At 72.3% G+C, this 21251-nt stretch carries 22 protein-coding genes; 18 read left to right on the top strand and 4 right to left on the bottom strand.

All coding sequences use genetic code 11. From position 1 onward, the window contains the following. Positions 1 to 22 precede the first annotated feature (22 nt). A complete protein-coding gene (locus AB0898_RS28735; protein ID WP_366805940.1) occupies positions 23 to 778 on the bottom strand; it encodes an enoyl-CoA hydratase/isomerase family protein in 756 nt (251 codons plus the stop codon). 266 nt (positions 779 to 1044) lie between these two features. Here AB0898_RS28735 and AB0898_RS28740 point away from each other — a divergent pair, with 266 nt between their 5' ends. Continuing rightward, positions 1045 to 1542, top strand: a complete 498-nt coding sequence (locus tag AB0898_RS28740) for an ATP-binding protein (RefSeq protein WP_366805959.1) — start codon at positions 1045 to 1047, stop codon at positions 1540 to 1542. 36 nt (positions 1543 to 1578) lie between these two features. Here AB0898_RS28740 and idi read toward each other — a convergent pair whose 3' ends face one another. Then, entirely contained in the window at positions 1579 to 2172 is a 594-nt protein-coding gene (gene idi, locus AB0898_RS28745) for an isopentenyl-diphosphate Delta-isomerase (RefSeq protein ID WP_366805941.1), read from the bottom strand. Between the two features lie 259 nt (positions 2173 to 2431). Then, the gene (locus AB0898_RS28750) at positions 2432 to 3370 is read right to left on the bottom strand and encodes a cation diffusion facilitator family transporter (RefSeq protein ID WP_366805942.1); all 939 of its coding nucleotides are present in this window, start codon (positions 3368 to 3370) and stop codon (positions 2432 to 2434) included. A gap of 222 nt (positions 3371 to 3592) precedes the next feature. On the opposite strand from AB0898_RS28750, the gene AB0898_RS28755 reads away from it, so the two are divergent. Then, entirely contained in the window at positions 3593 to 3892 is a 300-nt protein-coding gene (locus tag AB0898_RS28755) for a hypothetical protein (RefSeq protein WP_366805943.1), read from the top strand. A 98-nt stretch (positions 3893 to 3990) separates the two neighbouring features. Here the strand turns inward: AB0898_RS28755 and galE are convergent, their stop codons facing one another. Beyond that, entirely contained in the window at positions 3991 to 4959 is a 969-nt protein-coding gene (gene galE / locus AB0898_RS28760; RefSeq protein WP_366805944.1) for a UDP-glucose 4-epimerase GalE, read from the bottom strand. A 316-nt stretch (positions 4960 to 5275) separates the two neighbouring features. Here galE and AB0898_RS28765 point away from each other — a divergent pair, with 316 nt between their 5' ends. From AB0898_RS28765 to AB0898_RS28840, 16 genes are all read left to right on the top strand, one after another. After that, positions 5276 to 7066 (top strand): DUF5941 domain-containing protein, encoded by a 1791-nt coding sequence (locus AB0898_RS28765; RefSeq protein ID WP_366805945.1) that lies wholly within the window; start codon positions 5276 to 5278, stop codon positions 7064 to 7066. Further along, the gene (locus tag AB0898_RS28770; RefSeq protein ID WP_366805946.1) at positions 7063 to 7815 is read left to right on the top strand and encodes a phosphocholine cytidylyltransferase family protein; all 753 of its coding nucleotides are present in this window, start codon (positions 7063 to 7065) and stop codon (positions 7813 to 7815) included. The genes AB0898_RS28765 and AB0898_RS28770 overlap by 4 nt, the downstream gene beginning before the upstream one ends. Then, entirely contained in the window at positions 7803 to 8864 is a 1062-nt protein-coding gene (locus AB0898_RS28775) for an iron-containing alcohol dehydrogenase family protein (protein WP_366805947.1), read from the top strand. The genes AB0898_RS28770 and AB0898_RS28775 overlap by 13 nt, the downstream gene beginning before the upstream one ends. Next, on the top strand, positions 8842 to 9621 hold the full coding sequence (locus tag AB0898_RS28780) for a CDP-alcohol phosphatidyltransferase family protein (protein WP_366805948.1): 780 nt from the start codon (positions 8842 to 8844) through the stop codon (positions 9619 to 9621). The genes AB0898_RS28775 and AB0898_RS28780 overlap by 23 nt, the downstream gene beginning before the upstream one ends. A gap of 17 nt (positions 9622 to 9638) precedes the next feature. Further along, entirely contained in the window at positions 9639 to 10511 is an 873-nt protein-coding gene (locus tag AB0898_RS28785; RefSeq protein WP_366805960.1) for a glycosyltransferase, read from the top strand. A 71-nt stretch (positions 10512 to 10582) separates the two neighbouring features. Further along, positions 10583 to 11512, top strand: coding sequence for an ABC transporter permease (locus AB0898_RS28790; protein ID WP_366805949.1), 930 nt, complete (start codon positions 10583 to 10585; stop codon positions 11510 to 11512). Next, positions 11505 to 12284 (top strand): ABC transporter ATP-binding protein, encoded by a 780-nt coding sequence (locus AB0898_RS28795; protein ID WP_366805950.1) that lies wholly within the window; start codon positions 11505 to 11507, stop codon positions 12282 to 12284. The genes AB0898_RS28790 and AB0898_RS28795 overlap by 8 nt, the downstream gene beginning before the upstream one ends. A 330-nt stretch (positions 12285 to 12614) precedes the next feature. Further along, positions 12615 to 13541, top strand: coding sequence for a squalene synthase HpnC (gene hpnC / locus AB0898_RS28800; protein ID WP_407078426.1), 927 nt, complete (start codon positions 12615 to 12617; stop codon positions 13539 to 13541). Continuing rightward, entirely contained in the window at positions 13538 to 14488 is a 951-nt protein-coding gene (gene hpnD / locus AB0898_RS28805; protein ID WP_366805952.1) for a presqualene diphosphate synthase HpnD, read from the top strand. Before hpnC ends, hpnD begins: the two co-directional genes overlap by 4 nt. Beyond that, complete coding sequence (locus AB0898_RS28810; protein ID WP_366805953.1) at positions 14488 to 14628, top strand: DUF6380 family protein; 141 nt, start codon at positions 14488 to 14490, stop codon at positions 14626 to 14628. Before hpnD ends, AB0898_RS28810 begins: the two co-directional genes overlap by 1 nt. Continuing rightward, a complete protein-coding gene (gene hpnE, locus AB0898_RS28815) occupies positions 14625 to 16061 on the top strand; it encodes a hydroxysqualene dehydroxylase HpnE (RefSeq protein WP_366805954.1) in 1437 nt (478 codons plus the stop codon). The genes AB0898_RS28810 and hpnE overlap by 4 nt, the downstream gene beginning before the upstream one ends. Beyond that, positions 16061 to 17194 (top strand): polyprenyl synthetase family protein, encoded by a 1134-nt coding sequence (locus tag AB0898_RS28820; protein WP_366805961.1) that lies wholly within the window; start codon positions 16061 to 16063, stop codon positions 17192 to 17194. The genes hpnE and AB0898_RS28820 overlap by 1 nt, the downstream gene beginning before the upstream one ends. A gap of 116 nt (positions 17195 to 17310) precedes the next feature. After that, entirely contained in the window at positions 17311 to 19341 is a 2031-nt protein-coding gene (gene shc / locus AB0898_RS28825; RefSeq protein WP_366805955.1) for a squalene--hopene cyclase, read from the top strand. Next, positions 19342 to 20007 carry a 1-hydroxy-2-methyl-2-butenyl 4-diphosphate reductase gene (locus AB0898_RS28830; RefSeq protein WP_366805956.1) on the top strand — a complete coding sequence of 222 codons (666 nt, stop codon included), beginning with the start codon at positions 19342 to 19344 and terminating at the stop codon, positions 20005 to 20007. A gap of 5 nt (positions 20008 to 20012) precedes the next feature. Beyond that, complete coding sequence (hpnH, locus tag AB0898_RS28835) at positions 20013 to 21035, top strand: adenosyl-hopene transferase HpnH (protein WP_161182652.1); 1023 nt, start codon at positions 20013 to 20015, stop codon at positions 21033 to 21035. A 4-nt stretch (positions 21036 to 21039) separates the two neighbouring features. Next, positions 21040 to 21251, top strand: a 212-nt coding sequence (locus AB0898_RS28840; protein ID WP_366805957.1) for a flavodoxin-dependent (E)-4-hydroxy-3-methylbut-2-enyl-diphosphate synthase, incomplete at its 3' end; no start/stop codon positions are given.

Raw genomic sequence — 21251 nt, forward strand, 5'->3', positions numbered from 1 at the left:
GCGCGCGGGGCACGCGCCCCGGTCACTCCGGCGCCGGCACGCTCCAGGTGAAGCGGTGCGACCGGCGCTCCAGGAACGCGGTGACGCCCTCGGCGGTGTCGGCCGAGGCGCGGGCCTGCTCCGCCCAGTGGGCGTCGCGGTCGGTGCGGCCGTCCGCGAACTCCTTCGCCGCCGCCTGGGTCAGCCGGGAGCGGGACGCCAGCACCCCGGTCAGCCCGTCCATCCGCTTGTCCAGGTCCCCGGCGGGCAGCACCTCGTCCACCAGACCGGTGCGCAGCGCGCGCTCGGTGTCGATCAACTCGCCCGAGAACAAAAGGTACTTGGCGGTCGCCGGGCCCACCAGCGACACCAGCCGGCGGGTGGAGGAGGCCGGGTAGACGATGCCGAGCTTCGCCGGGGTCACCCCGAACAGCGCCCCCTCCTCCGCGAGCCGCAGATCGCAGGCCGCGGCGAGCTGCGCGCCCCCGCCCACACAGTGCCCCCGGACGGCGGCCAGCGTCGGCTTCGGGAACGCGGCGAGCGCCTCCTCGGCCGCCACCGCGAGCCCCTGCACCTCCTGGGGCCCCGCCCGGAGCGAGGAGATGTCGGCACCCGCGCAGAAGGTCCCGCCCTCGCCGGTCAGCACCAGCGCCCGTACCTCCGGGTCTGCGGCGAGCCGGCCGAGGAGCGGGGGCAGCGACCCCCACATCGCGGCGGTCATGGCGTTGCGCTTGGCCGGATTGCGGATGACGACGGTGGCGACGTGACCGGTGACCCGGTACGACAGCTGCGGCTCCATGCGGCGGATCGTACCGACCCGGCCCTTCCCGCCGGTAAGCCCCGGTGCGCTGTCCGAATCGACACCGGGACCAAACCCGTACAACCCGAAGAGTTCGGGAACCGGCGTCCGGAGGACAGGAACGGTCGCGCGGGCGACCAGGGCATACGTGAACGGTCGAAAACGTTCGATACCCGCTGACTTCTGTTCAGTCATCCGGCGCGGACCCGATCATTACCAACACTCGACGTGTGGTGACAATCGAGCGCGAGGGTGGCGACCGGACGATGGACAACCACGGGCGCGGGAGCGTGCCGCGCCCAGCGGAGGAGGGCGCCCGGCCGGCGCCCGGGACACTGCCGTACGAAGGGGTCTGGAGGTTCACCGCGGCCACCGTGGACGCCTCGGTCCCGCAGGCCCGGCACGCGGTGCGCGATCTGCTGCTGCGCCAGGGCGTACCCGTCGCCGACGACGTGGCGCACGGGCTGCTGCTGATCGTCTCCGAGCTGGTCACGAACGCGGTCAAGCACGCGGCGCTGCTGTCGCCGATGCTCGCCGTGGAGGTGGCCGTCGGCGCGGAGTGGGTGCGGGTGTCGGTGGAGGACAACCATCCCTACCGGCCGACCGCCCTGGAGGCGGACCACGGTCAGACCGGCGGACGCGGGCTGCTGCTCGTGCGCGAGGTGGCGCGGGAGGCGGGCGGCCAGGTCGACGTGGAGCACACGGCGAGCGGCGGCAAGGTCATCTGGGCGGCCCTGCCGCTCAAGCCCGCGCTCCAGCGGTGAGACCGCCCCCGGTCGCCCGGCGCCGTCAGGGTGCTCCTACCAGCCCGCCGAGGGGCCGGTCAGTTCCCTGATCGCGGGGCGGGCCGCGTCCAGGACGGTCAGGAACCACGCCGAGAACGGCTCACGGGCGTGCCGCTCCGCCAGCTCGGCGGCGGTCACGAAGGCGGTCGCGCCCACCTCCTCCTCGTCGGGCGCCACGGTCTCCTGGACCAGGCCGACGAAGAGGTGGTTGAACTCCTGCTCCACCAGGCCCGAGGCCGGGTCCGGGTGGTTGTAGCGGACCGTGCCCGCCTCGGCCAGCAGCGAGGGGGAGACACCCAGCTCCTCGTACGTCCGCCGGGCCGCCGCCGCGAAGGGGGCCTCGCCCGGGTACGGGTGGCCGCAGCAGGTGTTGGACCAGACACCGGGGGAGTGGTACTTGCCGAGCGCCCGCTGCTGGAGCAGCAGCCGGCCCCGCTCGTCGAAGAGGAACACCGAGAACGCCCGGTGCAGCTGTCCCGGCGGCTGATGGGCGGTGAGCTTCTCCGCGGTGCCGATCGTCACGCCCTTCTCGTCGACGAGTTCCAGCAGAATCGGCTGTGTGGTGCCGCTCGACGAGCTGTGCGTCTCGGTGGCAGGTGTGATCGGCATACCCATCCTTCGCCTCGGTCTTGGCACCCCAAGTCTGCCGTACGAATCCGGCACTCCCGGCACTTCCCGGCACGTCCGCATGTCCCGTGCCAGGTGTGGCGGAAGCGGGGCCCGGAAGCACATCGTGCCCGGCGCCCGCAGCGGGGAACCTCACGAAGCCCTCGCACACGGGTGCGCACCGTCAACGTACGCCACCGGAACAGGGCGCGGGGTGGAGGCCCCCGGAGCCGCCGTCAGCGGCCGCGGCCGACCGCCGCCCTCAGTGGCAGAGCCGCGCCTCGTGCTCCGCGTGGCCGCCGGGCTCCAGCTGGAACGTGCAGTGCTCCACGTCGAAGTGGTCGCCGAGGCAGCCCTGGAGTTCGTGCAGCATCTTCTCGTGGCCGATCGCGTTCAGCACCTCCGTGCTGACGACCACGTGCGCGGAGAGCACCGGCAGGCCCGAGGTGATGGTCCAGGCGTGCAGATCGTGCACGTCCTCCACACCGTCCAGCTCCAGGATGTGCGTGCGCACCTCGGCCATGTCCACGTTCTTCGGGGCCGCCTCCAGGAGCACGTCCAGCGTCTCGCGCAGCAGCTTGACCGTCCTCGGCACGATCATCAGACCGATCACCAGCGAGGCGATCGGGTCGGCGGCCTGCCAGCCGGTGGTCAGGATGACGGCCGCCGAGATGATCACCGCGACGGAGCCGAGCGCGTCGGCGGCGACCTCCAGGAAGGCGCCGCGCACATTCAGGCTGTCCTTCTGCCCGCCCATCAGCAGCAGGAGCGAGACGGAGTTCGCCACCAGACCGATCGCACCGAAGACGATCATCAGACCGCCCTCGGTCCCGGCGGGCGTGACGAACCGCTCCACCGCCTCGAAGAGCACATAGCCGCCGACGCCGAGCAGCAGCAGACAGTTGGCCAGCGCCGCCAGGATCTCGGCGCGCGCGTAACCGAAGGTGCGGTTGGCGCTGGGCGGCCGGGCCGCGAAGTGGATGGCGAGCAGCGCCATGATCAGCCCCACCGCGTCGGTCGCCATGTGGGCCGCGTCCGCGATCAGCGCGAGCGAGTCCGCCAGCATCCCGCCGACGATCTCCACCACCATGATGGTGAGCGTGATCCCCAGCGCCGCCCGCAACCGCCCCCGGTACGCGGCCGCGGCCGTCCCGGTCGGCGCATGGCTGTGCCCATGGCCGTGGTCGTGCCCTGCCCCCATACCGAAGACCGCCCTTCCCTCTGGCCACCGGCTCACAGTGAACAACGCCCGGCCCCCACGGGGCAACGCGGCACTGAACACCGTTGTCATATCGCCTGACCTGCGCAAACGAACCGCAGGTCAGGCGCGTGGAAAAGGAGTTCCGCGCTCGCGCCGGGTGGGTGAGGATGACCCTTTCGGACCCGGAAGGGGGACGCGGGGACGGGGTACGAACTGCGGGCGGTGATCGCCGGCCGGACGCGGCTGGAGGAGGCGGTACGGGACCTGCCCGCCGCCCGCGTGGCACGGCTCGGACAGGGCCTGGCGCTGCTGCCGGTCACCGACGTGTTCTTCGACTCCGTCACCGACGGAACCGTCGTCCTGGGTCCGCTCCACCTGGATGAGGACGAGCCCTTTCCGGCCGGGGGCACCCCGGTCTCCCGGGCGCTGCGGCACCTGGGCGTCGTGGCGCGGGCCGGGCAGGACGAGTTCGAGGCGGCCGGGCTGGGGCGGCGGCGGAGCAGCGAGGACTGGCTCGCCTGAACGACGGCCACCCGGCCGTACTGAAGGGTGTGCGGGCGTGCGGGCGGCCACCGGGCCGCGCGTTCACGGGCGGCTGCCGCCCGTGAACGCGCCGGGGCTCACCCGTGGTGGTGCCGCCACCCCTCCCACGCCGACGCCACCATCTCCCGTACGTCCCGCCGGGCCTCCCAGCCCAGTTCCGTACGGGCGCGGGCGGCGGAGGCGACCGCGCGGGGGGCGTCGCCCGGGCGGCGGGGTGCGACGAGGGGCGGGACGGTCTCGCCGGTGACCTCGCCGATGACGGTGATCAGCTCGCGGACGGAGACGCCCTCACCGCTGCCGATGTTCAGGGTCAGGTCGCCGGTGAAGTCGCCGTCGGACAGCCGGCGGGCCGCCGCGAGGTGGGCGTCGGCGAGGTCGGCCACGTGGATGTAGTCGCGGACGCAGGTGCCGTCCGGGGTCGGATAGTCGTCGCCGAAGATCCGCGGGGCCTCGCCGCGGGTGAGGCGGTCGAAGACCATCGGGACGATGTTGAACACCCCGGTGTCCGAAAGCTCAGGGGCCCCGGCCCCCGCCACGTTGAAGTAGCGCAGGCACACCGTCGCGATGCCGTGCGCCCGGCCCGCCGCCCGGACCAGCCACTCACCGGCCAGCTTGGTCTCGCCGTAGGGGTTGACCGGCAGACACGGGGTGTCCTCGGTGATCAGGTCCACGTCCGGGTTGCCGTACACCGCCGCCGAGGAGGAGAACAGCAGCCGCCGCACCCCGCTCTCCGCCATCGCGTCCAGGAGCGTGCCGAGGCCCCCGAGGTTCTCCCGGTAGTAGCGGGTGGGCTCCGCCACCGACTCCCCGACCTGCTTGCGCGCCGCGAGATGCACCACACCGCTCACCCCGCGCTCGGCCAGCACCCGCTTCAGCAGATCGCCGTCCAGCGTCGAGCCCTCGACCAGCGGCACCCCCTCGGGCAGCCGCTCCGGCACGGCGGCCGACAGGTCGTCGAGCACGACGACGCTCTCCCCGGCACCGGCCAGCGCCCGCGCCACGTGTGCTCCGATGTATCCGGCTCCGCCGGTGATCAGCCACGTCATGGTCGCCCACCCTATGCCGACCCGCGCCCGCCCCGGCAGACGCAGTACGCACGCCCCCGCTGTCCGCGATGCCCGGTTCTGTGCCCCGTGGTTTGTGGGGCGGCCCCCGCATCCCCGATGATGATCGCGGCATGGGCGGCGAAGGCGCCGCGACGGCCCCGCGAGGGCCGGCCCGTGAACGCCCGGTGAACGTCGGCTCCGCCCGATCGGATAGCCTCTGCCGACATGCCGCCCAGGGTGCCGCAGGCAGGGCGCCCCACCACGCACCACGCAAGCGACCGGCGCCGACGCGCCGGCACCCAGGGAGTGAGTTCGGTTGTCGACCGCCATCGTCACCGGTCAGCCGGTACCCGGATCGTCCCTCGAAAGCGATCTGCGGTCCCTCGGCTTCGATGTGTGCGTGGCCGCCGACTCCTCCGAGGCCGAGACCCTGCTCGCCGCCATACCGTCGGGCCACCGCATCGCCCTGGTGGACGCCCGCTTCGTCGGCCACCCGCACGCGCTGCGCCTCGGCCTGACCGACCCCCGCTTCCCGCTCGCCGCCGTACCCGGCGCCGTCACCGCGCAGGCCACCGCCCGCCAGGCGCTCAGCCGCGCGCTGACCCGCGAGACCACCGCCGGCGGCGGCACCGCCGTCGCCGTGGACAGCCTGCCCGACCGCCTGGTCACCGCCCTGGACGCCGACTACGGCGAGGTCCACCGCCCCGAGCTCGGCAGCCTCGTCGCCACCGTCCCGGCCGACCCCCAGACCCGCAACGAGGCCCGGCAGGCCGTCGCCGCCGTCGACGACGAGGCCGTACGCCTGAAGTCCGCCGTGAAGTCCCGGGACGGCTTCTTCACCACCTACTGCATCAGCCCGTACTCGCGGTACATCGCCCGCTGGTGCGCCCGCCGGGGCCTCACCCCGAACCAGGTCACCACCGCCTCGCTGCTCACCGCGCTCATAGCGGCGGCCTCGGCCGCGACGGGCACCCGCGCCGGGTTCATCGCCGCCGGTGTCCTGCTGATCGCCTCCTTCGTGCTGGACTGCACCGACGGCCAGCTCGCCCGCTACTCCCTGCAGTACTCCACCCTCGGCGCCTGGCTCGACGCCACCTTCGACCGCGCCAAGGAGTACGCCTACTACGCCGGTCTCGCCCTCGGCGCGGCCCGCGGCGGCGACGACGTATGGGCCCTCGCGCTCGGCGCGATGATCCTCCAGACCTGCCGCCACGTCGTGGACTTCTCCTTCAACGAGGCCAACCACGACGCCACCGCCAACACCAGCCCCACCGCCGCCCTCTCCGGCAAGCTGGACAGCGTCGGCTGGACGGTCTGGGTCCGCCGCATGATCGTCCTGCCCATCGGCGAACGCTGGGCCATGATCGCCGTCCTCACCGCCGCGACCACGCCCCGCATCACCTTCTACGTCCTCCTGATCGGCTGCGCCTTCGCCGCGACGTACACCACGGCGGGCCGCGTGCTGCGCTCGGTGACCCGCAAGGCGCGACGCACGGACCGGGCGGCCCAGGCGCTGGCGGACCTCGCCGACAGCGGTCCGCTCGCCGCGCTCTTCGGGAAGTGGGCCGTCCGGATCCACGGCACCAGATCCCTCGCGTTCTTCGCCGGCGCGTGCGTGGTGGCCGGCGCGGCCTTCCTCCCGTACGGCACCGCCGCCGTGGCCGTCGCGGCCGCGGTCTACACGCTCACCTCGGCCGCCGCCGTCGCCCGCCCCCTCAAGGGCGCCCTGGACTGGCTCATCCCCCCGCTGTTCCGTGCCGTCGAGTACGGCACCGTCCTGGCGCTGGCGGTCAAGGCGGACGTACCCGGGGCCCTCCCGGCGGCGTTCGGCCTGGTGGCAGCGGTCGCCTACCATCACTACGACACGGTGTACCGCATCCGCGGCGGCGCCGGCGCGCCGCCCGCGTGGCTCGTGCGCGCCATCGGCGGTCAGGAGGGACGGGTCCTGCTCGTCGCCGTCCTGGCCGCGCTGCTGACCGCCCCGCGGTTCACCGTCGCGCTCACGGTCCTCGCCGTGGTCATCGCCTTGCTGGTGCTCGCCGAGAGCATCCGATTCTGGGTGTCCGCGGGGGCGCCCGCCGTTCACGACGAAGGAGAAACCGCATGATCGGCCTCGTGCTGGCGGCCGGCGCCGGACGGCGTCTGCGCCCCTACACCGACACGCTGCCCAAGGCGCTGGTGCCGGTCGGCCCCGAGGGCGACGAGGAGTCGCTCACCGTCCTCGACCTCACCCTGGGCAACTTCGCGGAGATCGGGCTCACCGAGGCCGGTGTGATCGTCGGCTACCGCAAGGAGGCCGTGTACGCCCGCAAGGAGGCCCTGGAGGCCAAGTACGGGCTGAAGATCACCCTCATCGACAACGACAAGGCCGAGGAGTGGAACAACGCCTACTCCCTGTGGTGCGGCCGTGACGCCCTCAAGGACGGCGTGATCCTCGCCAACGGCGACACCGTGCACCCCGTCTCCGTCGAGAAGACGCTGCTCGCCGCGCGCGGTGACGGCAAGAGGATCATCCTCGCCCTCGACACCGTGAAGTCCCTGGCGGACGAGGAGATGAAGGTCGTCGTCGACCCCGCCAAGGGCGTCCAGAAGATCACCAAGCTGATGGACCCCGCCGAGGCCACCGGTGAGTACATCGGCGTGACCCTCATCGAGGGCGACGCGGCGGCCGACCTCGCCGACGCCCTGCGCACGACCTTCGAGCGCGACCCGCAGCTGTACTACGAGGACGGCTACCAGGAGCTCGTCAACCGGGGCTTCAAGATCGACGTCGCCCCCATCGGGGAGGTCTCCTGGGTCGAGATCGACAACCACGACGACCTCGCCCGGGGACGGGAGATCGCGTGCCGGTACTGACAAGGCTCATTCCGTCACCGGTCGTCGTGGACATCCGCCCGGGTGCCCTCGACGACCTGGCCGCCGTACTCGCCGACGAGCGCGTCTCGCACTCCGGCCGGCTCGCCGTCGCCGTCAGCGGCGGCTCGGGCGCCCGGCTGCGCGAGCGCGTCGCCCCCCAGCTGCCCGGCGCGACCTGGCACGAGGTCGGCGGCGGCACGCTGGACGACGCGATCCGCCTGGCCGACGCCATCCGCGGCGGTCACTACGACGCCGTGGTCGGACTCGGCGGCGGCAAGATCATCGACTGCGCCAAGTACGCGGCCGCCCGCGTCGGCCTGCCCCTGGTCGCCGTACCCACGAACCTCGCGCACGACGGCCTGTGCTCGCCGGTCGCCACGCTCGACAACGACGCGGGCCGCGGCTCCTACGGCGTGCCCAACCCCATCGCCGTCCTGATCGACCTGGACGTCATCCGCGACGCCCCGCCGCGCTTCGTGCGCTCCGGCATCGGCGACGCGATCTCCAACGTCTCCGCCATCGCGGACTGGGAGCTGGCCAACCGGGTCAACGGCGAGAAGATCGACGGACTCGCCGCCGCCATGGCCCGCCAGGCCGGCGAAGCCGTACTGCGCCACCCCGGCGGCATCGGGGACAACCAGTTCCTCCAGGTCCTCGCCGAGGCGCTGGTCCTCTCCGGCATCGCCATGTCGGTCTCCGGCGACTCACGCCCCTCCTCGGGCGCCTGCCACGAGATCAACCACGCCTTCGACCTGCTCTTCCCGCAGCGCGCCGCCAGCCACGGCGAGCAGTGCGGCTTCGGTGCCGCCTTCGCGATGTTCCTGCGCGGCGCACAGGAGGAGTCGGTCCACATGGCCGCCGTCCTGCGCCGCCACGAGCTGCCGGTACGGGCCGAGGACATGGGCTTCACGGCGGACGAATTCGTCCGCGTCGTGGAGTTCGCCCCGGAGACCCGCCCCGGCCGTTACACGATCCTCGAACACCTCGACCTCCAGCCGACCCAGATCAAGGACATCTACGCCGACTATGTCAAGGCCATCGGTAGCTGAACTCCGTCCGGTCGTCCACCCCGCCGGGGTGAAGGACCGGCGCAGCGGTGAGCACTGGGCGGGACGCCTCTACATGCGCGAGGTGTCCCTGCGCATCGACCGCTACCTGGTCAACACCAGGATCACGCCCAACCAGCTCACGTACCTGATGACCGTCTGCGGCGTGCTCGCGGCCCCGGCGCTGCTGGTGCCGGGCATCTGGGGCGCCGTCCTCGGCATCGTGGCCACCCAGCTGTACCTGCTGCTGGACTGCGTGGACGGCGAGATCGCCCGCTGGCGCAAGCAGTACTCGCTCGGCGGGGTCTACCTCGACCGGGTCGGCGCCTACCTCACCGACGCCGCCGTCCTGGTCGGCCTCGGCCTGCGCGCCGCCGACCTGTTCGGCACCGGACGCATCGACTGGCTGTGGGCCTTCCTCGGCACGCTCGCCGCGCTCGGCGCCATCCTCATCAAGGCGGAGACCGACCTCGTCGGCGTCGCCCGGCACCAGGCCGGGATGCCCCCGGTGAAGGAGTCGGCCGCCGAGCCGCGCTCCTCCGGTATGGCGCTCGCCCGGCGCGCCGCCGCCGCGCTCAAGTTCCACCGGCTCATCCTCGGCATCGAGGCGTCGCTGCTGATCCTGGTGCTCGCGATCGTGGACCAGGTGCGCGGCGACCTCTTCTTCACCCGGCTCGGCACCGCCGTGCTCGCCGGCATCGCCCTGTTGCAGACCGTGCTGCACCTGGTGTCCATTCTCGTGTCCAGCAGGCTGAGGTGAACGGCGTGACGAACGGCATGAAGGTCGGCGCGGTCGTCATCACGATGGGCAACCGGCCCGAGGAGCTGCGCGCCCTGCTCGACTCCGTCGCCAAGCAGGAGGGCGACCGCGTCCAGGTCGTCGTCGTCGGCAACGGCTCGCCCGTGCCCGACGTCCCCGAGGGCGTGCGCACCGTCGAACTGCCCGAGAACCTCGGCATCCCCGGCGGCCGCAACGTCGGCATCGAGGCATTCGGACCCGGCGGCAGCGACGTCGACATCCTGCTCTTCCTCGACGACGACGGCCTCCTCGCCCGGTACGACACCGCCGAGCTGTGCCGCGAGGCGTTCGCCGCCGACCCCCGGCTCGGCATCATCAGCTTCCGCATCGCCGACCCCGACACCGGCGAGACCCAGCGCCGGCACGTGCCCCGGCTGCGCGCCTCCGACCCGATGCGCTCCTCCCGGGTGACCACGTTCCTCGGCGGCGCCAACGCCGTACGCACCACGGTGTTCACCGAGGTCGGCGGGCTGCCGGACGAGTTCTTCTACGCCCACGAGGAGACCGACCTCGCCTGGCGGGCGCTGAACGCGGGCTGGATGATCGACTACCGCGCCGACATGGTGCTGTTCCACCCGACCACCGCGCCCTCCCGGCACGCGGTCTACCACCGCATGGTCGCCCGCAACCGGGTCTGGCTGGCCCGCCGCAACCTCCCGGTCCTGCTCGTCCCCGTCTACCTCGGGGTCTGGCTGCTGCTCACCCTGCTGCGCCGTCCCTCGGGACCGGCCCTCAAGGCGTGGTTCGGCGGCTTCAAGGAGGGCTGGACGACCCCCTGCGGTCCCCGCCGCCCGATGAGCTGGCGTACCGTGTGGCGGCTGACCCGGCTGGGCCGGCCGCCGGTGATCTGACAAGCTCGACGGTGCGGCCCGAACGCACGTCGCAGAACACATGACGTACTCGAAGACGAAAGTTTCCACCCGTGAGTGAGACATTCCATGACGGCGGTGTCGCGGTGACCGCGGCCCCGTCGCCCGACGAGGGACTGACGGCGGCCGAGCTCGCCGCCAAGTACGGGCTCGCGGTGAGCGGCGCCCGGCCCTCGCTCGTCGAGTACGTCCGCCAGCTGTGGGGCCGGCGGCACTTCATCCTCGCCTTCTCCCAGGCGAAGCTGACCGCGCAGTACAGCCAGGCCAAGCTCGGCCAGCTGTGGCAGGTCGCCACCCCGCTGCTGAACGCGGCCGTCTACTACTTCATCTTCGGCCTGATCCTGCACGCCAGCCGGGGCATGTCCCACGACGTGTACATCCCGTTCCTGGTCACCGGCGTCTTCGTGTTCACCTTCACGCAGAGCTCGATCATGTCCGGCGTCCGCGCGATCTCCGGCAACCTGGGCCTGGTGCGCGCCCTGCACTTCCCGCGCGCCGCGCTGCCCGTCTCGTTCTCGCTGCAGCAGCTCCAGCAGCTGATGTTCTCCATGATCGTCATGTTCCTGGTGGCGATCGGCTTCGGGAACTACCCGCGGCTGTCCTGGCTGCTGATCATCCCGGTGCTGGTGCTCCAGTTCCTGTTCAACACCGGGCTCGCGCTGATCGTGGCCCGCATGGGCGCCAAGACGCCCGACCTCGCCCAGCTGATGCCCTTCCTGCTGCGCACCTGGATGTACGCCTCCGGCGTCATGTTCTCCATCGGGCACATGCTGGCGGGCCGGCCCGAGTGGATCGTGCGGGCCCTCCAGGCCAACCCCGCCGCCGTCTACATGGACCTGATGCGCTTCGCGCTGATCGACGGCTACGGCGCCTCGAACCTGCCCCCGCACGTGTGGGCCATCGCCGCCTTCTGGGCCGTGGTGATCTTCGTCGGCGGCTTCGTGTACTTCTGGAAGGCTGAGGAGCGGTACGGCCGTGGCTGAGCACAACACCGGCGATCACCGTCCGACCGTCATCGCGGACGACCTGCACATCGTCTACCGGGTCAACGGGGCCAAGACCGGCAAGGGCAGCGCCACCGCCGCCCTGAGCCGCATCGTCAAGCGCGGCGAGGAGCGCGGGGTGCGCAAGGTGCACGCCGTGCGCGGTGTCTCCTTCATCGCCTACCGGGGCGAGGCCATCGGTCTGATCGGCTCCAACGGCTCCGGCAAGTCCACCCTGCTGCGGGCCATCGCCGGTCTCCTCCCGGCCGAGAAGGGCAAGGTCTACACCGACGGCCAGCCCTCCCTGCTCGGCGTCAACGCGGCCCTGATGAACGACCTGACCGGTGAGCGCAACGTCATCCTGGGCGGTCTCGCGATGGGCATGACGCGCGAGCAGATCAAGGAGCGTTACCAGGACATCGTCGACTTCTCCGGGATCAACGAGAAGGGCGACTTCATCACCCTGCCGATGCGCACCTACTCCTCCGGCATGGCCGCCCGGCTCCGCTTCTCCATCGCCGCCGCCAAGGACCACGACGTCCTCATGATCGACGAGGCCCTTGCCACCGGCGACCGCAAGTTCCAGAAGCGCTCCGAGGCCCGCATCCGCGAGCTGCGCAAGGAGGCCGGCACGGTCTTCCTGGTGAGCCACAACAACAAGTCGATCCGCGACACCTGCGACCGCGTCCTGTGGCTGGAGCGCGGCGAACTCCGCATGGACGGACCCACCGAAGAGGTCCTCAAGGAGTACGAGAAGTTCACGGGCAAGTGACCCGAGCGGCCCCGGGCCCCGCCGGAACTCCTCCGGCGGGGCCCGGCGTCTGCAAAAGAAGCGTCAACTCCGGCCGTGCGTAGGAATCTTGACGCCAATCGGTGTGTTGTTGTGATGCGCCGGACACCCCGACGGACCCTGTCGCGTTGTACAACGTAAGCTGTACCGGTGCCGGAAACCGGCAAGTAGGGCGATAATGCGCGACACCCTCCGCCGGGCGACCTCCCCCGGAGGGCAGGCGGCGTGTCCGAAATAGTGTGTATCGGTTCCGCAGTGTAGAACGGGAGATGTGACGGCAATGGCTACGGAAACTCCCCAGCTCAGCGCAGCATGTGCCGTCCCCGCCCCGGGCAGCGCGCGGTGACGGGAACCGACACGGCGACGGAACTGGAACGCGCCACACTGGACAAGGCCACGAGCGAGAACTTCCCCGTGGCACCTTTCTTCCTGCCCCGCGCCTGGCGCGACGACCTCATGGCCGTCTACGGCTTCGCGCGCCTCGTCGACGACATCGGTGACGGCGACCTCGCCCCCGGCGGCGCCGACGCCCGCGTCCTCGGCGTCCCCGAGGCCGACGCCAAGGACCGCCTCGCCGTCCTCGACGCCTTCGAGGCCGACCTGCGCCGCGTCTTCGACGCCACCCCGCGCCACCCGCTGCTGCGCCGCCTGCAGCCCACCGTGCGCCGCTGCCGCATCAGCCCCGAGCCCTTCCTCGGCCTGATCGCCGCCAACCGCCAGGACCAGCTCGTGGGGCGCTACGAGACGTACGACGACCTGCGCGCCTACTGCGAACTGTCCGCCAATCCCGTCGGCCGCCTGGTCCTCGCCGTCACCGGCACCACGACGCCCGAGCGGGTCCGCCTGTCCGACGCGATCTGCACCGCACTGCAGATCGTCGAACACCTCCAGGACGTCGCCGAGGACCTCGGCCGCGACCGGATCTATCTGCCCGCAGAGGACATGAAGCGCTTCCACGTCCAGGAATCCGACCTCACCGCCAAGAGCGCCGGCGCATCGGTGCGCGCGCTGGTCGCGTTCGAAGCACAACGCGCCCGCGATCTGCTGAATGAAGGCGCCCCCCTCGTGGGTAGCGTCCACGGCAGGCTCAAGCTGTTGCTCGCGGGGTTCGTGGCGGGGGGAAGGGCGGCGGTCGACGCGATCGCCGCCGCCGGATTCGACGTCCTTCCCGGCCCTCCCAGACCCGGCAGGCTCCAGCTGCTGCGCGAGGTGGGCGTGACCCTGCGAGGAGAGGGGTGATCCGGTCCGTGGAGTCCTCACCGCACGTGTCCGCACCGGTACTCGCCGCCTACCGCTACTGCGAGACCGTCACCGGCCAGCAGGCCCGTAACTTCGCCTACGGCATCCGCCTGCTGCCCACGCCCAAGCGCCGCGCCATGTCCGCGCTCTACGCCTTCTCCCGGCGCGTGGACGACATCGGCGACGGCGAGCTGCCCGACGAGGTGAAGGTCGCGCGCCTGGAGGAGACCCGGGCGCTGCTCACCCGCGTCCACGCGGGCGAGGTCGAGGAGGACGACACCGACCCGGTGGCCGTCGCCCTCGCGGACGCCGCCCGCGTCTTCCCGATCCCGCTCGGCGGCCTGGACGAGCTGATCGACGGCGTCCAGATGGACGTGCGCGGCGAGACCTACGAGACCTGGGACGACCTCAAGGTCTACTGCCGCTGCGTCGCCGGAGCCATCGGACGCCTCTCGCTCGGCGTCTTCGGCACCGAACCCGGAGCGCGCGGCGCCGAGCGCGCCGCCGAGTACGCCGACACCCTCGGCCTCGCCCTCCAGCTCACCAACATCCTGCGCGACGTCCGCGAGGACGCCGAGGGCGGCCGCACCTACCTGCCCTCCGACGACCTCGCCAAGTTCGGCTGCTCGGCCGGGTTCGCCGGACCCACCCCGCCCGAGGGCTCCGACTTCGCCGGCCTCGTCCACTTCGAGGTCCGCCGCGCCCGCGCCCTGTTCGCCGAGGGCTACCGGCTGCTGCCCATGCTCGACCGGCGCAGCGGCGCCTGCGTCGCCGCCATGGCCGGCATCTACCGCCGCCTGCTCGACCGCATCGAACGCGACCCCGAGGCCGTCCTGCGCGGCCGTGTCTCGCTGCCCGGCCGCGAGAAGGCGTACGTCGCCGTGCGCGGCCTGTCCGGGCTCGACACCCGGCACGTCACCCGCCAGACCGTCAGGAGGCGCGCCTGATGGCCCCGGCGGACGAGCCGGGCTCCACCCGTCCGGCAGGACGGGCAACCCCGGGCTGCGGCGTGGCGTCCCTGACTGCGACGGCCGAGCGTGCACCGTTCAACCAGTACGCGCGGCACGCACGGAAGGACGCACGATGAGCGACGGCGCACGCCCCGCCGAGGCGCACTCCGGCCCTCCGGCACCCGCGGACGGCACCCCGCGGCACGCCGTCGTGGTCGGCGGCGGCCTCGCCGGGACCACCGCGGCCCTCGCCCTCGCCGACGCCGGCGTCCGCGTCACCCTCCTCGAAGGCAGGCCGCGCCTGGGCGGCCTCGCCTTCTCCTTCCAGCGCGACGGGCTGACCGTGGACAACGGCCAGCACGTCTATCTGCGCTGCTGCACCGCCTACCGCTGGTTCCTCGACCGCATTGAGGGCGCGGCCCTCGCACCGCTGCAGAACCGCCTGGACGTACCCGTCGTGGACGCCGACAAGCCCGAAGGGCGACGGCTCGGCAGGCTGCGGCGCGACCCGCTGCCCGTCCCCCTCCACCTCGGGCGCAGCCTGGCCGCCTACCCGCATCTCTCGCTCGCCGAGCGTGCCGCCGTCGGACGCGCCGCGCTCGCGCTCAAGGGACTCGACCTCGCCGACCCCGCCCTGGACACGCAGGACTTCGGCGGCTGGCTGGCCCGGCACGGCCAGTCGGCGCGCGCCGTCGAGGCCCTGTGGGACCTGGTCGGTGTCGCCACCCTCAACGCGGTCGCGGGCGACGCCTCGCTGGCCCTCGCCGCGATGGTGTTCAAGACCGGTCTGCTGTCCGACCCGGGCGCGGCCGACATCGGCTGGGCCCATGTCCCGCTGGGCGAACTGCACGACCGGCTCGCCCGCAAGGCGCTCGACTCCGCGGGCGTGCGCACCGAGGTCCGTACACGCGTCACCTCCCTCACCCACCACGGGAACGGCGGCTGGAGCGTTCAGGTTCCCGGCGAGACGCTCGACGCCGACGCCGTCGTCCTCGCCGTACCCCAGCGCGAGGCGCACGCCCTGCTGCCGTCCGGCGCCCTCGACGACCCCGGCCGGCTGCTGCGCATCGGCACCGCCCCGATCCTCAACGTCCATGTCGTGTACGACCGTCAGGTCCTCGCCCGGCCCTTCTTCGCCGCGCTCGGCTCGCCCGTGCAGTGGGTCTTCGACCGCACCGCCGCCTCCGGCCTCGGCGACGGCCAGTATCTGGCGCTGTCCCAGTCGGCCGCCCAGGACGAGATCGACACCCCCGTCGCCGACCTGCGCGAGCGCTATCTGCCCGAGCTGGAACGGCTGATCCCCGGCACCCGCACCGCGCGCGTACGGGACTTCTTCGTGACCCGGGAGCGCACCGCCACGTTCGCTCCCGCCCCCGGCGTCGGACGGCTGCGGCCCGGCGCCCGCACCAAGGCACCCGGCCTGTACCTGGCCGGAGCGTGGACCGCCACCGGGTGGCCCGCGACCATGGAGAGTGCGGTCCGCAGCGGCGTGAGCGCGGCCGACGCCGCCCTCGGCGCCCTCGGCCGCCCCCGCCCCCGTCACCTCTTCGCTTTCGAGGAGGCGGCGTGATGCTCGACCAGGAGCACGCGGGCCGGCCCCGCACCCCCGGTACCGCAACAAGAGGAGAGACTGTGCCCACTGTGCCGCCCCCGGCCTCGACCGCCGCAGACGCGGTGGACGTGACCGCGCTGCTGGAGCGCGGCCGCACCCTGGCCACCCCGGTCCTGCGCGCGGCCGTCGACCGGCTGGCGCCGCCCATGGACACCGTCGCCGCCTACCACTTCGGCTGGATCGACGCGGCGGGCAACCCGGCCGAGGGCGACGGCGGCAAGGCCGTACGCCCCGCGCTCGCGGTCCTCTCCGCCGAGGTCACCGGCGCCGCCCCCGAGGTCGGCGTGCCCGGCGCCGTCGCCGTCGAACTGGTCCACAACTTCTCGCTGCTGCACGACGACCTGATGGACGGCGACGAGCAGCGCCGCCACCGCGACACCGTGTGGAAGGTGCACGGCCCCGCCCAGGCCATCCTGGTCGGCGACGCCCTGTTCGCCCTCGGCAACGAGGTCCTGCTGGAACTCGGCACCGTCGAGGCAGGCCGCGCCACCCGCCGCCTGACCACCGCCACCCGCGCCCTGATCGACGGCCAGGCCCAGGACATCTCCTACGAGCACCGCGACCGCGTCAGCGTCGAGGAGTGCCTGGAGATGGAGGGCAACAAGACCGGCGCCCTGCTCGCCTGCGCCTCCTCCATCGGCGCGGTCCTCGGCGGCGCCGACGACGCCACCGCCGACGCGCTGGAGCGCTACGGCTACCACCTCGGCCTCGCCTTCCAGGCCGTCGACGACCTGCTCGGCATCTGGGGCGACCCCGAGGCCACCGGCAAGCAGACCTGGAGCGACCTGCGCCAGCGCAAGAAGTCCCTCCCCGTGGTCGCCGCGCTCGCCGCCGGCGGCCCCGCCTCCGAGCGGCTCGGCGAGATCCTCGCCGCCGACGCCAAGAGCAGCGACTTCGCGAACTTCTCCGAGGAGGAGTTCGCGGCCCGCGCCGCCCTCATCGAGGAGGCGGGCGGCCGCGAGTGGACCGCGGACGAGGCCCGGCGCCAGCACACCGTCGCCGTCGAGGCCCTCCACGCCGTCGAGATGCCCGACCGGGTGCGGGCCGCCTTCACGGCGCTCGCCGACTTCGTCGTCGTCAGGAAGAGATGATCACTATCGGCCGAATAGCCCTCGCGTAGTCGCCGGCCGGTGCGGCGCGATGACCCACACCGGCCGACGGCGGACCCGCAGCAGCACGACTCGTACGACTGCACGAAGGGGAAGCCATGACAGCGACGACCGACGGAAGCACCGGGGCGACGATTCCGCCCCGTGCCGACGCGGCCAGCGAAACCGACAGCACGACCCCCGTGGCGGCCGGGGTACCCGAGGCCGCCGAACGCGCCGTCCGCCGTGCCACGGACCACCTGCTCGCCCGGCAGGACCCCGAGGGCTGGTGGAAGGGCGACCTGGAGACCAACGTCACCATGGACGCCGAGGACCTGCTCCTGCGCCAGTTCCTCGGCATCCGCGACGAGGCCACCACCCACGCCGCCGCCCTGTACATCCGGGGCGAGCAGCGCGCGGACGGCGCCTGGCCCACCTTCTACGGCGGACCCGGCGAACTCTCCGCCACCATCGAGGCGTACGTCGCCCTGCGCCTGGCCGGAGACGCCCCCGACGCCCCCCACATGGCCCGCGCCTCCGCCTGGGTCCGCGAGCGCGGCGGCATCGCCTCCGCCCGTGTCTTCACCCGGATCTGGCTCGCCCTGTTCGGCTGGTGGAAGTGGGAGGACCTGCCCGAACTCCCCCCGGAACTCATCTGGTTCCCCACCTGGCTGCCGCTCAACATCTACGACTTCGGCTGCTGGGCGCGGCAGACCATCGTGCCGCTCACCATCGTCTCCGCCAAGCGCCCGGTACGCCCCGCGCCCTTCGCGCTGGACGAGCTGCACACCGACCCGGCCCACCCCAACCCGCCGAAACCCTTTGCCCCGCTGGCCAGTTGGGACGGCGCCTTCCAGCGCCTCGACCGCATGGTGCACACGCTGCGCCGGGCCGTACCGCGCCGTCTGCGCGACGCGGCGATCGGCACCGCCGCCCGCTGGATCGTCGAACGCCAGGAGAACGACGGCTGCTGGGGCGGCATCCAGCCCCCCGCCGTCTACTCGGTCATCGCCCTGCACCTGCTCGGCTACGACCTCGAACACCCCGTCATGCGCGCCGGCTTGGAGTCCCTGGACCGCTTCGCCATCTGGCGCGAGGACGGCTCCCGTATGATCGAGGCCTGCCAGTCCCCGGTGTGGGACACCTGCCTCGCCACCATCGCCCTGGCCGACGCCGGACTCCCCGCGGACCACCCGCAGTTGGTCAAGGCCGCCGACTGGATGCTCGGCGAGGAGATCCGCCGCCCCGGCGACTGGACCGTCAAGCGCCCCCAACTCCCGCCCGGCGGCTGGGCGTTCGAGTTCCACAACGACAACTACCCCGACATCGACGACACCGCCGAGGTCGCCCTCGCGCTGCGCCGGGTCCGCCATCCCCAACCCGCCCGCGTGGACGGGGCGATCGGCCGCGCCGTGCGCTGGAACCTCGGGATGCAGTCCAAGAACGGGGCCTGGGGCGCCTTCGACGTCGACAACACCAGCCCGTTCCCCAACCGGCTGCCCTTCTGTGACTTCGGCGAGGTCATCGACCCGCCCTCCGCCGACGTCACCGCCCACGTCGTGGAGATGCTCGCCGCCGAAGGACTCGCCCACGACCCGCGCACCCGGCGCGGCATCGACTGGCTCCTCGCCGAACAGGAGCCCGACGGCTCGTGGTTCGGCCGCTGGGGCGTCAACTACGTCTACGGCACCGGCTCCGTCGTCCCCGCCCTCACCGCCGCCGGACTCCCCGGCTCGCACCCGGCGATCCGCCGCGCGGTCGCCTGGCTGGAACGCGTCCAGAACGACGACGGCGGCTGGGGCGAGGACCTGCGCTCCTACAAACACGTCCAGGAATGGAGCGGCCGCGGCACCTCCACCGCCTCCCAGACCGCCTGGGCGCTCATGGCCCTCCTCGCGGCCGGCGAGAAGGACTCCAAGGCCGTCGAACGCGGCGTCCAGTGGCTCGCCGACACCCAGCAGGAGGACGGCTCCTGGGACGAGCCCTACTTCACCGGCACCGGCTTCCCCTGGGACTTCTCCATCAACTACCACCTCTACCGGCAGGTGTTCCCGCTCACCGCGCTCGGCCGCTATCTCCACGGCGACCCCTTCGACAAGGCACCCCTCGCCACCGCAGGAGGCAGGCGCGCCGGAGCCGAGGGCCGCTGAATGAGCACCAGGGCCGCCCCGGCACCGCTGCTGATCGCCTGCGCGCTCGGCATCGAACGCCTCGCCCTGCGCACCGGCGAACGCGCTGTCCTGCGCACCGGCGACCACGGCGGCGCGGGCCACCGCCCCGTCGTCGTCCGCACGGGCATGGGCCCGCGCGCGGCGGAGCGCGCCGTCGGCCGGATGCTGGCCACACCGGACCTCGCCGAGGCCGCCGTACTGGCCACCGGCTTCTGCGCCGGGCTCGCGCCCGGCATGCACCCCGGCGACCTCGTGGTCGCCGAGGAGACCCGAGACCCGCGCGGCACCGTGCCGTGCGTGCACACCGATCTGCTCGTCAAGGAGCTGACCCGGGCCCTGCCCGGCCACACCGTCCACACCGGCCCGCTGACCGGCTCCGACCACGTGGTGCGCGGCCCGGAGCGCGCCGACCTCCTGGCCACCGGCGCCATCGCGGTGGACATGGAGTCGGCCGCCACCCTGCTGACCGCCGTCCGCGCGGGCGCCCGCCCGGTTGCGGCCGTACGGGTGGTCGTGGACGCTCCTGAACATGAACTCGTCCGCATCGGAACGGTCCGCGGTGGAATATCGGCCTTCCGTGTGCTTCGTTCCGTACTTCCCGCGTTTTTCGAATGGCACCGTTCCTTGCCGCTCCCCCGGAGGTGAGCCAGATGGCCATGCCGTTGCGTCAGTCCATCAAGGTCGCTACGTACCTGGCGGAACAGAAGCTCCGCAGGCGGGACAAGTTCCCGCTGATCGTCGAGCTGGAACCCCTGTTCGCCTGTAACCTGAAGTGCGAGGGCTGCGGCAAGATCCAGCACCCGGCCGGGGTGCTCAAGCAGCGGATGCCCGTCGCCCAGGCCGTGGGCGCCGTGCTGGAGTCCGGCGCCCCGATGGTCTCCATCGCCGGCGGCGAACCGCTGATGCACCCGCAAATCGACGAGATCGTGCGCCAGCTCGTCGCCAAACGCAAATACGTCTTCCTGTGCACCAACGCCATGCTGCTGCGCAAGAAGATGGACAAGTTCACCCCCTCGCCCTACTTCGCGTTCGCCGTGCACATCGACGGCCTGCGCGAGCGGCACGACGAGTCCGTGGCCAAGGAAGGCGTGTTCGACGAGGCCGTGGAGGCCATCAAGGAGGCCCAGCGGCGCGGCTTCCGGGTCACCACCAACTCCACCTTCTTCAACACCGACACCCCGCAGACCATCGTCGAGGTCCTCAACTTCCTCAACGACGACCTCAAGGTGGACGAGATGATGATCTCGCCCGCCTACGCCTACGAGAAGGCGCCCGACCAGGAGCACTTCCTCGGCGTCGAGCAGACCCGCGAGCTGTTCAAGAAGGCCTTCTCCGGCGGCAACCGCAGGCGCTGGCGGCTCAACCACTCCCCGCTCTTCCTGGACTTCCTGGAGGGCAAGGTCGACTTCCCCTGCACCGCCTGGGCCATCCCCAACTACTCCCTCTTCGGCTGGCAGCGCCCCTGCTACCTGATGAGCGACGGCTACGTGCCCACGTACCGCGAACTCATCGAGGACACCGACTGGGACAAGTACGGCCGCGGCAAGGACCCGCGCTGCGCCAACTGCATGGCGCACTGCGGCTACGAGCCCACCGCCGTCCTCGCCACCATGGGCTCCCTCAAGGAGTCCCTGCGGGCCATGCGCGAGACCGTCTCGGGAAACCGGGAGTGAGGCCGTGACCGCCGTATCCCTGGGCGTTCCCGAGGTACCTCCCCGGGCGCTCGCACCCCGTCGGACATCGCGCCGGATCCAGGTCGGCGCGGTGCCCGTCGGCGGCGGGGCGCCGGTGTCCGTGCAGTCCATGACGACGACGCGTACGTCGGACATCGGGTCGACGCTGCAGCAGATCGCGGAGCTGACGGCGTCGGGCTGCCAGATCGTCCGTGT

Source organism: Streptomyces sp. NPDC005435 (genome assembly GCF_040703155.1).
In the GTDB taxonomy this organism is placed as follows: Bacteria; Actinomycetota; Actinomycetes; order Streptomycetales; family Streptomycetaceae; genus Streptomyces.